The 12,874-nt window shown below is 60.5% G+C and carries 14 protein-coding genes and 2 pseudogenes; 8 read left to right on the plus strand and 8 right to left on the minus strand.

The window, feature by feature from the left end; all coding sequences use genetic code 11:
* Positions 1 to 38: 38 nt before the first annotated feature.
* Positions 39 to 716 (minus strand): phytanoyl-CoA dioxygenase family protein, encoded by a 678-nt coding sequence (locus tag TK06_RS30110; RefSeq protein ID WP_063324989.1) that lies wholly within the window; start codon positions 714 to 716, stop codon positions 39 to 41.
* 144 nt (positions 717 to 860) lie between these two features.
* Here TK06_RS30110 and TK06_RS30115 point away from each other — a divergent pair, with 144 nt between their 5' ends.
* Positions 861 to 1,484 (plus strand): hypothetical protein, encoded by a 624-nt coding sequence (locus TK06_RS30115; protein WP_063324990.1) that lies wholly within the window; start codon positions 861 to 863, stop codon positions 1,482 to 1,484.
* Positions 1,485 to 1,611: 127 nt separating this feature from the next.
* Here the strand turns inward: TK06_RS30115 and TK06_RS33155 are convergent.
* From TK06_RS33155 to TK06_RS30130, 4 genes and pseudogenes are all read right to left on the minus strand, one after another.
* Positions 1,612 to 1,788 (minus strand): annotated as a pseudogene (locus TK06_RS33155) (short-chain dehydrogenase); the annotation flags it as partial.
* Positions 1,788 to 2,063, minus strand: a pseudogene (locus TK06_RS31365) (cell filamentation protein Fic); the annotation flags it as partial. The pseudogenes TK06_RS31365 and TK06_RS33155, both read right to left, overlap by 1 nt.
* Positions 2,060 to 2,320, minus strand: a complete 261-nt coding sequence (locus tag TK06_RS30125) for a hypothetical protein (protein ID WP_063324991.1) — start codon at positions 2,318 to 2,320, stop codon at positions 2,060 to 2,062. The pseudogene TK06_RS31365 and the gene TK06_RS30125, both read right to left, overlap by 4 nt.
* A 155-nt stretch (positions 2,321 to 2,475) precedes the next feature.
* Positions 2,476 to 2,754 (minus strand): hypothetical protein, encoded by a 279-nt coding sequence (locus TK06_RS30130; RefSeq protein ID WP_063324992.1) that lies wholly within the window; start codon positions 2,752 to 2,754, stop codon positions 2,476 to 2,478.
* 400 nt (positions 2,755 to 3,154) lie between these two features.
* Between TK06_RS30130 and TK06_RS30135 the strand changes: the two genes are divergently transcribed.
* From TK06_RS30135 to TK06_RS30160, 6 genes are all read left to right on the plus strand, one after another.
* Positions 3,155 to 5,344 carry a GAF domain-containing hybrid sensor histidine kinase/response regulator gene (locus TK06_RS30135; RefSeq protein ID WP_063324993.1) on the plus strand — a complete coding sequence of 730 codons (2,190 nt, stop codon included), beginning with the start codon at positions 3,155 to 3,157 and terminating at the stop codon, positions 5,342 to 5,344.
* Positions 5,345 to 5,434: 90 nt separating this feature from the next.
* A complete protein-coding gene (locus tag TK06_RS30140) occupies positions 5,435 to 5,686 on the plus strand; it encodes a hypothetical protein (protein ID WP_238992573.1) in 252 nt (83 codons plus the stop codon).
* A gap of 373 nt (positions 5,687 to 6,059) precedes the next feature.
* Entirely contained in the window at positions 6,060 to 6,470 is a 411-nt protein-coding gene (locus TK06_RS30145) for a glycine zipper domain-containing protein (protein ID WP_063324994.1), read from the plus strand.
* Positions 6,471 to 6,890: 420 nt separating this feature from the next.
* Positions 6,891 to 7,097 carry a hypothetical protein gene (locus TK06_RS30150; protein ID WP_027911463.1) on the plus strand — a complete coding sequence of 69 codons (207 nt, stop codon included), beginning with the start codon at positions 6,891 to 6,893 and terminating at the stop codon, positions 7,095 to 7,097.
* Between the two features lie 87 nt (positions 7,098 to 7,184).
* Positions 7,185 to 7,568 (plus strand): hypothetical protein, encoded by a 384-nt coding sequence (locus TK06_RS30155; protein WP_063324995.1) that lies wholly within the window; start codon positions 7,185 to 7,187, stop codon positions 7,566 to 7,568.
* Positions 7,569 to 7,823: 255 nt separating this feature from the next.
* The gene (locus tag TK06_RS30160) at positions 7,824 to 8,519 is read left to right on the plus strand and encodes an HAD-IA family hydrolase (protein WP_046065793.1); all 696 of its coding nucleotides are present in this window, start codon (positions 7,824 to 7,826) and stop codon (positions 8,517 to 8,519) included.
* A gap of 63 nt (positions 8,520 to 8,582) precedes the next feature.
* Here the strand turns inward: TK06_RS30160 and TK06_RS30165 are convergent, their stop codons facing one another.
* The gene (locus TK06_RS30165; protein ID WP_063324996.1) at positions 8,583 to 9,329 is read right to left on the minus strand and encodes a 3-oxoacyl-ACP reductase family protein; all 747 of its coding nucleotides are present in this window, start codon (positions 9,327 to 9,329) and stop codon (positions 8,583 to 8,585) included.
* A gap of 125 nt (positions 9,330 to 9,454) precedes the next feature.
* On the opposite strand from TK06_RS30165, the gene TK06_RS30170 reads away from it, so the two are divergent.
* Entirely contained in the window at positions 9,455 to 10,378 is a 924-nt protein-coding gene (locus TK06_RS30170; protein ID WP_063324997.1) for a LysR family transcriptional regulator, read from the plus strand.
* A 47-nt stretch (positions 10,379 to 10,425) separates the two neighbouring features.
* Here TK06_RS30170 and TK06_RS30175 read toward each other — a convergent pair whose 3' ends face one another.
* Both TK06_RS30175 and TK06_RS30180 read right to left on the minus strand, forming a co-directional pair.
* Positions 10,426 to 11,154: an aspartate/glutamate racemase family protein gene (locus TK06_RS30175; RefSeq protein ID WP_063324998.1), complete on the minus strand. Its 729-nt coding sequence runs from the start codon at positions 11,152 to 11,154 to the stop codon at positions 10,426 to 10,428.
* 60 nt (positions 11,155 to 11,214) lie between these two features.
* Positions 11,215 to 12,744 (minus strand): NCS1 family nucleobase:cation symporter-1, encoded by a 1,530-nt coding sequence (locus TK06_RS30180; protein ID WP_063324999.1) that lies wholly within the window; start codon positions 12,742 to 12,744, stop codon positions 11,215 to 11,217.
* Positions 12,745 to 12,874: the final 130 nt, after the last annotated feature.

Consider the following 12,874-nt stretch of genomic DNA (forward strand, 5'->3'; position numbering starts at 1 on the left):
TTCGAACCGCTGCGCATCACTTTCATCAACCCGAGAAACTAGTCCCCGAAAGCAAACCCCGATGGTGCGAATCGGTCGCTGGTGTCCATACGAATATTGCGCAGCGCCACGGTTTCCAAGTGTGACGCGTAGAGCGACTCCGAGAAATAGCTGATCAGAATGGAACGACGGCGTGCGCCGATCACGTTCAGGCTGCCCGCATGCACCAGATCGACATCGAACACCAGGATGTCACCGGCAGAGCCCGAAAGCTGTATGGCGCCTGACTCGTCATTGAAGTCGAAGGGCGGGGCATCCGGCTCGGGGCGGTGGCTGCCGGGGACGATCCGTGTCGCGCCGTTTTCGGGGCCGTAATCGTCGAAGAAAGCCAGGGCGATGGCGATGTCGCCTGGCCGTTGGGCTGACAAGTCGCGGTGCAATTGTTGGTGGCCGTTACCGGCAAGGGGCTCGCGGCCTTCCACTTGGGAGAGGAAGAACCGCTCGCCGATCAATTCACCCGCCACGGCCAGTAGCTGGGGTAGACGACACACGGCCTGAATCTTCGGATCATCGTCCAGCATCGAACAGCGCCAGTCGATGCCGCGGGGCACTGGCCATTGGTCCGACGGTCGCACGCCTGCATCGAACACGGCACGAAGGTCGGCCAGCCACTCGTTCGGGATTGCTTGACGGAGCAGGGCGTAGCCGTCTTGGTGGAGTTGTTTGTGGTCAGCCATGGTTCGTCCTTGGGCGGGCATTTGGAAGGCTAGTCTGTAAACCAAAGTGGGACCACCCGACATTGGTAAAGGACGGCGACCAGAGACAATCCCGGTAGGTTTGCAGTTATCATCCAGCCACCATCCAAGAAAAGGACTTCACTGATGAAGCGTTTGTTCGCCTGCACCCTCCTGACACTGGCCGTCATCGGCTACGCCAAGGCCGACCAGAGCACCTTCGAAGAAACGAACCAGTGTTCGGAAGATATCGATTGTCAGGGCGATTTCATCTGCAAAAACGGCCAATGCGACAGCCCTCAGCTCCAGCGAAGCCCTGTTGCAAAAAACACCGCCAAGACTCAAGCCGCACCACCCGCGCCTCCGGGTGTTGCCTATCAACCGCTGCCCGTCAATACCGAGCGTGCCGGACCTTTCACCACGCAGACTGAGGCGATGGCAACTGCGCTGAATTATCAATCGCGAGCGGGTGTGATGAACGTCATGGAATCCATTGTCGAGCAGGCCGAGTACACCGGTTATGTGACGATTGAAAAGGCTTATACGTTTGGTCCGAACAAGTATGTGCTGGTGGTTTCCACGGGGGAGGGTGGCAATGCTTGCCCGGCGTCGACCTATGTATTCAGTTTCGACACCCAGGCCGAGCGCGTTGATGGCAAGCGTGAAGTGGACGGGTGTTCTGAATTGGTCGAGGCCATGGCGCAAGGGAACAAGCTCATGGTCAAGAAGGAGGGCGCTGCGACTGTTGTTTATAACGGGATTGTCGAGTAGTTCAGGTCGACGATGCACCCGTGGCGAGGGAGCTTGCTCCCGCTTGAATGCGCAGCGCTCACGAAAGGGGCTGCTGCGCAGCCCAGCGGGAGCAAGCTCCCTCGCCACAGGTTATCGGCGGGCAGGCTTATAGGGTGGTACCTGCCGGTGCCGCATCCAATCTTCGGGCAATCACATCCATCACGTCGCACCCATCACGCAGTGGGATGCAGCACAGTTGTGCGAGGTCCTGAAGGGTTGCGGGGTCGATGGTCTGTTCATCACGCATCGCCAGATTCTCCAGGAATTGGGTGGCGGCACGGATTCATCATGCGAGCCTTTGAATACGGCCAAGTGAGGGACAAGCTCGTTTCGATCTTTTCCTGCCCAGTGATAAAAACCTGAAAATAGAATTTTGTGAACGTCGAGTACAGTCTGGAAGGTAATGGGTTTCTTTTTCGCCAGACAGGCAAGAGCATCTTCGATACTAGCCTCGAAGGAAAGATGTTCAGATTCTTTTACTTCAATAGGATCTTTAAGACGTGGTGAGTTTTGAAGATATCCAGCGGTTTCGAAATCACCGAACGGATCAAAACTCATGCGCTACATTTCTTGGCGCGTCTTTTCTCCTGAAGGTACTCGCCTTGGAGCGTCAGGATCTGCGACTTACTCAGAACGCCTTTTCTCTTGAGATTGACGAGCAACTGTTCGATGCCATCCAACTTGACGACGTCTCCAGCCAGACGAGTGATGGTTGCAGCCATACGGCTTATACCGTCTAGTTCAGCCGTGACGTTGTGGGCTTTAGCAAGCTTTCGGACCTGAGTTGCTACACTGTCGGTAGCGGTTTGCATCATTGGGGAGTCCTCCACTACAGCCAAACCACGGCATGGAGCTGTTCTTTCGTGGCGAGGGAGCTTGCTCCCGCTTGAGTGCGCAGCGCTCACGAAAGGGGCCGCTGCGCAGCCCAGCGGGAGCAAGCTCCCTCGCCACAGGTTGTCGGCGGGCAGGCTTATAGCGGGGCGCCTGCCGGTGCCGCATCCAATCTTCGGGCAATCACATCCATCACGTCGCACCCATCACGCAGTGGGATGCAGCACAGTTGTGCGAGGTCCTGAAGGGTTGCGGGGTCGATGGTCTGTTCATCACGCATCGCCAGATTCTCCAGGAATTGGGTGGCGGCACGGATTCGGTAGGCGGCTGAGTCGAGCAGGATGTGTAGCGGGGCGGTGGTGTCGACGTAGAGGGGTTGATCGTCGGCGTTGCTGGTAAGGCCCATGTATTGATTCATAAGTAAGCTCCACTGGATAGTTTTGCCCACTGCGGGTCGCCAAACCCGGCCACCATTTGGGCGACTCGAAGACTATAGTCGCCGCCGCAAAAAATACGCAAGGGATTGATAGCGAAGGAGATTCCCAATCATATGTAGGACGTTGCCATCGTCGTAAGCATCCGAGCTGTACGTCTTACAACCCTGTAGTCTCGTTACCTACATCAAGCTCATTCCCTCCGATGCGTAAGACATTTCTGTAGTCTAACCTTCAGTTTCCGCCCTTCCCCCCCATTTGCCCCCCGACGCCTCCCACAATCCAATCGCGCATTCCCATCCGGCGCGGGATAATACGGCCCTGCTTGGGGTCATAAGCGTTTCCCCCCTCGTTGGTATTGGCGTCTCAGAAGGATCGAACGCAATGACAGATTGGCTTCAGAGCTCTGGAGAAATGGCTGAACGGGTTCGGCGCCATCCCTGGGGGGACACGCCGCTCGGGCCGCCTTCGCAGTGGCCTGATGTGCTGAAGACCACCGTGGCCCTGAGCCTTGCCTCGCATTTTCCCCAGGCCATCGTGTGGGGGCCGGACCTGATCACGTTGTACAACGACGCGTTCCTGCCGATCCTCGGCAGCAAGCCCGAGGCGCTGGGGCGGCGGTTCGATGAGGTGTGGCGGGAGGTCTGGAGCGATATCGGGCCGATCGTGCGCGCGGCCTTCGATGGGCAAGCGACCTTTATAGAGAACTTCCCCCTGGTCATCGAGCGCGGCGGCGGTCCCGAGCAGGCTTATTTCACGTTCTGCTACAGCCCCATCCGTGACCAGTTCGGCAAGGTCGTGGGCATGCTGGATACGGTTACCGAGACCACTTCCACGGTGTTCATGACCCAGCGGCTGGCGGTGCTCGATGCCATTGGCAATGCCGTGGCGAATGCCACCGACCCGCAGAGCATCATGGCAGCCACCACACGGATCCTGGCGGCGCACCTGAACCTGTCCAATTGTGCTTACGCAGACATGGATGAGGACGAAGACGGCTTCACCATTCGTGGTGATTGGGCCAGGGTGGGTTCGCCCCATATCCTTGGGCATTATCGACTGGCTGATTTTGGCCGACTGGCGGTCACTAAGCTGCGGGCCGGCAAGCCGCTGGTGATCAACGATAACCTCAAGGAACTGGCGTCGGAGGAAGCGGCGACATTCCAGGCCATTGGCATTGCGGCCACCATCTGCGTGCCGTTGATCAAGGGCGGGCGATTGACCGCGTTGATGGCGATCCACGATAAAACGCCGCGGGTCTGGTCATCCAACGACCTGGCGCTGCTGATGGAAGTCACCGAGCGATCCTGGGCCCACATCGAGCGCGCCCGTGCCGACGCTGCCGTGCGCGAAGGCCTGGCGGCCCTGGCCGAATTGAACGCGACGCTGGAAGAACGGGTCGAGGAGCGCACCACGCGCTTGAAACAGACCGAAGCGGCGCTGCGCCAATCGCAAAAGCTCGAAGCCATCGGCCAGCTCACCGGCGGCGTGGCCCATGACTTCAACAACCTGCTGACCATCATTCGCTCTTCGGTCGACTTCCTGCGCAAACCCAGCCTGTCCGAGGAGCGTCGGCAACGCTATATGACGGCGGTGTCCGAAACCGTGGAGCGCGCCTCCAAGTTGACCAGCCAGTTGCTCGCGTTTGCCAGGCGCCAGCCGTTGAAGCCGCAAGTCATCGATGTGGGCAAGCAAGTGCAGAGCCTGGGGGACATGCTGCAAACCGTCACCGGGGCGCGGATCCAGGTCCACGTCGAGTTGTGCGATCGGCCCTGTTACATCCGGGCGGATCTGAGCCAGTTCGAGACCGCGCTGATCAACATAGCCCTCAATGCCCGGGATGCCATGAATGGCCAGGGCACGTTGTGGCTTCGGCTCAGTTGCGGCGGTGGCATGCCGCCGATCCGTGGTCATGCCGGGGCCGGGCAATCCTTTGCTGCCATTGCCCTGGCGGACACGGGTACCGGTATTGACTCGCCAGTGCTCGAGCACATCTTCGAACCCTTCTTCACTACCAAGGAGGTGGGCAAGGGCACGGGGCTGGGCTTGTCCCAGGTGTTTGGCTTTGCCAAGCAGTCCGGTGGCAACGTCGATGTTTCGACCGTGGTGGGTGAGGGCACGGTGTTCACCTTGTACCTGCCGGAGGTGGCGCCCGAGAAAAACCACGAGCCTGTCCGGGAAGAACACACGCATCTGCTGCCGGAAAAGGGCAAGCGTCGGGTGTTGATCGTGGAAGACAACCTGGAGGTGGGGCGTTTTGCCAACCAGATCCTTCAGGACCTGGGCTACGAAACCGCCTGGGCGACCAACGCCGAAGAAGCGCTGGAAATGGTCGGCCCGGATGCGATGGCATTCGACGCGATATTTTCTGACGTAATGATGCCGGGGATCAGCGGCATCGCCCTGGCCAGGGAACTGCGCCAGCGGCGCCCGGATTTGCCGGTGGTGCTGACTTCTGGTTACAGCGAAGAGTTGGCCCACAGTGGCCATGAGGGCTTTGAATTCTTGTCCAAACCCTATTCGGCCGATCAGGTTTCCCGGGTTTTAAACAGGACGATACTGGGGGCTGAATGAGTGTTTCCTTGTTGAAACAGTGAGTTCCATTCGTCGGCCAAGGGCTTTGTTGAATCAACAGTCTGTTGATGACCGACTAGTCTCATTGTCGTGACGGTCGATATTTTCAGGCAACCGGTTGTTGCCGGTATGGGCCTCGATGAAAGGGGAAAGGCAATGGGAGCACCGTACAGCGAGGAGAACACTGCCGCGTATCCGATCAATGAAGGGTTGCAGTGTGGCCAGTCGGCCTATCATGCAGACTTCGGTGACGAGCCGATCAAGTCCATCAAGACAAAGGTGGCCAAAGTGCAGCGAGGGGAAAAGGCCAAGTTCTTGCCCAGGGTCCCGGTCAGAAAGTGACGGTGGATCATGGTAGGGGAGCTTGCTCCCGCCGGGCTGCATAGCAGCCCTTTTTTTGACCGTTTTTACGCTCCTGGGTGGGAACGTCGCCAGGGACGCTCCGCGTTCCGCTTCTGGGGTCTCTACACAGATATTTTTCATCTTTTCTCAACGGGCGATTTCTTTCACGTTTCTTTCACAAGCAAGTACGTACTCTCAGCTCATCCGTTAGAAAGCAGTACCTGCCCGTTTCCCCAGCGGGCTTTTTTTTGCCTGTCATAAAATAAACCGCCGTTTCGTTGTCCAACCGTCATGGCTGACGCTGTCTGGCGTAAACTCGCGCCCGCGCGCACCGGCCATTTCTCCCCGATGCGGCATTTTTGAGGTTTCTATCATGCGTTTGACTTTGTCCACCTTGGTACTGGGGTTGGTAGTTGCCCAGGGCGCGATGGCTGCCGGCGACGGTACCGCCGCGGTCGGCGGTGGTCTGGGCGGTGTATTGGGCAACGTGGTCGGCCAGCAGATGGGCGGCAGCACCGGCGCCGCGATTGGCGCGGGCGTTGGCGGTGCAGCTGGCAGTGCGGTGGGCGCTCGCAAGGGCAGCCGCACCGAAGCGGCCATTGGCGGTGGCTTGGGGTCGGCCGGTGGTTCAATTGTCGGTAACCGCCTGGGCGGCTCCACCGGCTCCACCATCGGTGCAGGCATCGGCGGCGCGGCGGGCGGCGCGTTGGGTAGCAACCTGTCCAATGACAACGACCGTCATTCCAGTGGCAAGAAGTACAAGCACAAGAAAAAGCATCGTTAAGCGGATGCTTGGATGAAGAGACCCGGCCTTGTGCCGTGATCCTGTTCGCTTGGAAAAAGCGGCGCTTCTTTCAGAAATGGGAAGCGCCTTTTTTTGGGCTTCTTTTGGTTGAAAGTGTACGGACCGGACACATGGTTGACGGGTGTGCGGGGACATGGTTGACACTTTCCAGCGAGCCGCCGTAACGGCGGAACCATAAGCGGCCGTTACCACAAAAACGGATATACACTCCAACCTGCCCCCCCCCAAAAAAACGGCAAATCAAAATCTCCGGAACGATTGCCATCCCCCCCGCTTCGAACACATACATCAACAATTGCGAGGTGTACCATGACGCCGCAAACGCAAGGCCAGGAAGAACAAGACTCCTCGGGCACGCCTGTCGTCAATGACCCGGGCAATGAAGACCCCGGGTCCCTGATGGATGACGCTCAGGTTCCCTTGATCGAGGAGGATGAAACCCCGGAATACCCGCTGCCTTCGCCCACCAACTCCCTGAGTCGCGACCAGCGTCCGCCCGATGACGATGCGGGCGTCGAGCAGGTACCCAGCGACGATGAGGATGTCGAAGCGACCCCGGATGACCCGGACATCGCCGGTGACGATGCCTCCGGCAAGCCAAGCTGATCGCAGGCCCGTCTGTCGATTCAGTGGCACCATCGTCCCGCCACGCGTGCCACACATCAGGTAAGGATCTTGAAAAGGAGACTCACCATGATGAAGTCCAACATGACAGCGCTGACACTCGCCGGGATTCTTTCGCTCAGTTCACTGGCTGCCTTGGCAGAATCTTCGGGCGGCACGCCCCCCGTGGACAAGGGCGGGATGCCACCTTCCTCAGAAATGGAGGCCGGCTCCAATTCCGGTGCCAACGGTAACGCCTTGCCCCCGGGCTCCGTGAGCGGCGGGAACGGCGGCGATGCCAACGGCAGCAGCACCAGCCCCGGTACGGGTAGCGGTTCGATGAGTGGAGGCAGCACGATGGGCGGTGCCGACACCGGCGGTGGGACCAACGGCGGAACCGGTACCAGCGACAGCGGTGGCAGCTCGGGCGGCAGCAGCTCGGGGTCGGGCGGCTCCGGCAGCTCGGGACAATAACCATCCCTTCACACCCATCCGCTTTCTGTGGCGAGGGAGCTTGCTCCCGCTGGGTTGCGAAGCAGCCCCCACGATCCTACGGTTGCTGCGCACCCGAGCGGGAGCAAGCTCCCTCGCCACGACCCCATCCATGGATTGCCCATTGCCGGTTCCAAGCCCCCTTCGTTATCCTGCTGAATCCTTTAAGGCGAACACGCTGCCCTGGCCGCACCTGAGCCATCCCTGGAATGTTGTGTTGATAACGGATCAGATGCGATGAATGCACCGCTGAAAGAGTTTGGCCCGATCAAAGCTGTGATTTTCGACATGGATGGGTTGTTGCTGGACACCGAGGGGATCTACACCGAGGTCACGTCCATCATCGCCGAGCGCTACGGACGCACGTTCGATTGGAGCGTCAAGCAGAACATCATCGGCCGCGGGGCCACGGACCTGGCCAATTACGTCGTCCAGGCGCTGGAGTTGCCGATCACCCCCGAAGAGTTCCTGGTCATCCGCGAGCCCCTGATGCGCGAGCGCTTTCCTCACGCCCTGGGGATGCCCGGTGCGGAGGAGCTGGTGCGGCATTTGAAAGCCCACAACGTTCCGATTGCGGTGGGCACCAGTTCGTCGAGCCCTACGTTCGCACTGAAAACCACCTTGCACCGGGACTGGTTCGCACTGTTCGACTTCATCGTAACGGCGGACGACCCCGAGGTCGGCGCGGCGAAACCCGCGCCGGATATCTTCCTCACCGCTGCCCGGCGCCTGGGTGTCGATCCGCGCGATTGCCTGGTGTTCGAGGATTCGCCGTTCGGCGTAACCGCCGCGAAAGCCGCCGGCATGACCGCCATTGCCATTCCGGATTCGGCCATGGCGGATGAAAAATACGCCCACGCCGATGGGATCATCCGCTCCTTGAAAATGTTCCAGCCGAGCCTTTGCGGTTTACCGGAGTTGGAGTGGGCCTGACAGCGAAGGGCTGCTGCGCAGCCCAACGGGAGCAAGCTCCCTCGCCACAATGATCGGCTCGGATCAGGCGCCAAAACCACCGTCGATGGTCAGGCTGGCACCGGTGATATAACCAGCTTCCGGCCCTGCCAGATAAGCAACGAAGCTGGCGATTTCATCGACATTGCCGTAGCGCCCGACAGCCATCAGCGACAGCAGGCTGGAGGCGAAGTCGCTGTCGGCCGGGTTCATGTCAGTGTCCACCGGGCCGGGCTGCACGTTGTTGACGGTGATGCCGCGTGGGCCGAGGTCACGGGCCAGGCCTTTGGTCAGGCCCACCAGCGCGGATTTGCTCATGGCGTAGGTCGCGCCGCCGGCGAAGGGCATGCGGTCGGCGTTGGTGCTGCCGATGTTGATGACCCGGCCACCTTCGCCCATGTGCCGCGCTGCCGCCTGGGTAGCGACGAACACGCTGCGCACGTTGACGGCCAGGGTCTGGTCGAAATCTTCGAGTTTGAATTCATCCAGCGGCCCCATGGCCAGCACACCCGCGTTATTGACCAGGATATCCAGCCGTCCAAAAGCTTCGACGGTGGCGGCGACGGCGTTACGAACGGCGTCGGCGTCGGCGCTGTCTGCCTTGATTGCCAAGGCCTTGCCGCCCGCTGCGATGATGCTGTTCTGCAGTTCTTCTGATTTTGCGCCAGAGCTGACGTAGGTGAAGGCCACGGCGGCGCCTTCCGCGGCAAGGCGCTTGACGATGGCGGCGCCGATGCCGCGAGAACCGCCCTGGATCAAGGCGACTTTACCGTTCAGTGCTTGGGTATTCATGATGTTCTCCAAAAAGTGCCGAGGCGAGGTGCCGCGGTGATGGAGCGAGTATCAAGAAGGTGCCGTGGGCTGTGTAGACCGTCATTGCTATAGTCTGTCTAAACCAAAAGTTTAGAGTGAGGCTCATGGAGACCTTCAACAGTATCGAATGCTTCGTGCGCAGCGCCGAAGTCGGCAGCTTTGCCGAGGCGGCGCGACGTCTGAGCGTAACCCCGGCCGCGGTGGGTAAAAGCGTCGCCAAGCTGGAGGCGCGAATGGGCGTACGCCTGTTTCAGCGCAGCACCCGCAGCTTGAGGCTGACCGAAGCTGGCCAGTTGTTCTTGAGGGAGGTCGGCAGCAGCTTCAACACCATCCAGAACGCCGTCGCCAACCTGGCCAGCGCCGGTGGGCAACCGGCGGGAACGCTGAAGGTGAGCATGGGCACGGCGTTCGGTCGATTGTATGTCGTACCGTTGCTGGGGGAATTTCTGCGACGTTATCCGGCGATCAACCCGGACTGGCATTTCGATAACCGCCAGGTAGACCTGATTGGCCAGGGGTTCGATGCCGCCATCGGCGGTGGTTTCGAGCTGCCCCAGGGGGTAGTGGCGCGCAAATTGACGGTGGCTCATCGGGTGCTGGTTGCGTCAACCGACTACCTGCAAACCCATGCCGCGGTGACAGAACCGGAAGATTTGTCACAGCATCAAGGCATCCTGATTCGTTCACCACAAACCGGGCGCGTGCGTTCCTGGCAACTGACCAGCCGCAATCGGGAACACAGCCCGCTGACGCTCAAGACGCGCATGACCATGAGCGATTCGGAAGCCGATTGCGCGGCCGCCACCCAAGGGCTGGGCATCGGCCTGGTGAGCATGCCGATCGCCGTTCCCTTCCTGGAAAGCGGGGCGCTGCAACGGGTGTTGCCGGACTGGTATGCCGACGATGGCAACATCTCCATCTACTACGCCGAACACAAGCTGTTGCCAGGCAAGACCCGGGCGTTCGTGGATTTCATCATCGAGCAGTTTGCCGAGCAGGGGTTGGCGCGGCGGTTTAGTGCGGTTTGAGCTGGGCACCAGACCGACTCGGGACACTTCGGTCCAAGCCTGTGAACTCACCGCCCAAACCGCCCCGGCCAGCCAATGATGGTCTTGGGCCGAGGCGTCGCGTAGGTGCGCACTTTCGACGTCGACAACCCCAGCCGCACCAGCGATTCAGCAATGGTCACCGCCGCCGTCACGCCATCGACCACCGGCACGCCGGTGCGCTGGCGGATCTGCTCGTCGAGCCCGGCCATGCCGCCGCAGCCCAGGCAGATCACTTCGGCCTTGTCCTGGCTCACTGCCAGTTCCGCCTGTTGCACGATGGCGTCAATCGCCCGTTGCGGGTCCTCCTCCAGCTCCAGCACCGCCAAACCACTGGCCCGTACCGAGGCGCAGCGGTCGAACAGGCCGGACAGCTTGAGCCGGTCTTCGATCAGCGGCACAGTACGGTCCAGGGTGGTGACCACCGAATAAGCGTGGCCGAGGAACATGGCGGTACTGGCGCCGGCATCGGTGATGTCCACCACAGGCACGTTCAGCAGTTCTTGCAGACCTTCGCGGCCATGCTCGCCGTAGCCAGCCTGGATCACCGCGTCGAACGGCTGGTCATAGGACATCACCCGGTCCATCACCGCAATGGCCGCCAGGTAGCTTTCAAAATTGCCCTCGATGGAATCGGCACCGAAATGCGGCGTGAGCCCGACGATTTCGGTGCCCGGCGCGGCCACGGCCTGGGCCTTGCGGGCGATGGCCTGGGTGATGGATTCGGTGGTGTTGACGTTGACCACGAGAATTCGCATGAACTGTCCTCCTTGATGCATGAAAGTAAGCGACCCGTACCGGCCGGGCCGTTTGAGGGATCAATGATGAACGTTATCCACAGCGATGGATTCACCGCTGACGTCCTCGTAATTCGGTTGGCGCTTGGCAATGATCAGGTACAGCAGCCCTGCAATCGAAGCGCCAATCAGCCAGGAAAATGGCGAAACGCTGTCAAAACCAGGCACCAACGCCAGGATAATCGCGATCAGCGCCGCCGGAATGAACGCCGCCACCGCGCGCAGGTTGACCCCGTTGCTGTAGAAATACGCACCGTTTGGGTCCTCGCTGTACAGTTGCGGCACGTTGATGCGGCCTTTTCGCAGCAGCCAGTAGTCGACCATGATCACCCCGTACAGCGGCCCGAGCAGGGCACCGAGGCCGGAGAGGAAATACACGATCACCAGGGGGCTGTTGTAGAGGTTCCACGGCAAGATCAGCACGGCAATGGCGGCGCTGATCAACCCGGCGCGGCGGAAGGTCAGGTACTTGGGCGCCAGGTTGCTGAGCACGAACGCCGGGGCGACGAAGTTGGCCATGATGTTCACCGCCACGGTGACGATCAGGAAGGCCAGGCAGCCCAACACGAGGAAGAAGGTGTTGGGGATCGAGGCAATGACCTGGGTCGGGCTTTCAATGATTTGTCCATTGATCTGGAACTGCGCACCGCAGAGCAGGATGGTAATCCCGGCAAACACCAGGATGTTCACCGGCAAGCCCCAGAAATTACCGACGATGATGGTCCGGCGGCACGGCGAGGAGCGGGCGAAGTCGCAGAAATTGAGAATCAAGGTGCCGTAGATCGACAGCCACAGCGCCCCACCGGCAAAGATATTGCGCCACATTTCACCACCGGCCAGCGGCTCGCGGATCGACCAGGCAATGGTGGCGCCAGCCTGGGTATACATCCAACCGGCCAGGGCCGCGACGGTCACCAGGATCACCGGGCCGGCGAAACCTTCATACCGGCGCACCGTCTCCATGCCGTAGGCCAGGATCACCAGTTGCACGAACCAGATCGCCACGAAACACACCCAACCCAGGCTCGACAGGCCGAGGATCGAGTCGCGGTCGTAGTCGGCGAAGCCTGGGTGGATCGCCACCAGCAACACGCGGAACACCACCGACGCCAGGTAGGTCTGGATACCAAACCAGGCAATGGCGATGACCGCCCTGATCAAGGCCGGAATCTGCGCGCCATGGATCCCGAAGCTGATCCGGCTGATCACCGGGAACGGCACCCCGGTTTTCTGGCCCATGTAGCCGGACAGGTTCATGAAGCCATACACCAGCGCCGCGCCTATCCCGAGGGACAGCAAGATCTGCCAGCCACCCAGGCCCAGGGCATAGAGACCGATGGCGAAGGAGTAGTTGGCGATGTTATGCACGTCATTGGTCCACAGGGCAAAGATGCTGTAGCGACCCCAGCGTCGACCTTCGGCCTTGGTCGGCGCCAGGTCTTTGTTGTGCAGCCTCGGGCTGAGGGCCAGGGACGTGGCAGTTGTGTCGTCGAGGGCCGTGGTGGCGGAGGGCAGATCCAGCGCGATGTTATTGGAGAGACTTGTACGCATTCCGGCAGGCTCCTGATTCTCGGCGCAGCGATGACTGTGCATGAGCGCGGGGCTCGACAAATCTTCGTCGCGGCGGGCGAGCATCATTGATTACGGGGCATCTGCAGCCTGTACGGGATAGGGCGCTTCA

The sequence above is a fragment of the Pseudomonas fluorescens genome (assembly GCF_001623525.1).
In the GTDB taxonomy this organism is placed as follows: Bacteria; Pseudomonadota; Gammaproteobacteria; order Pseudomonadales; family Pseudomonadaceae; genus Aquipseudomonas; species Aquipseudomonas fluorescens_Q.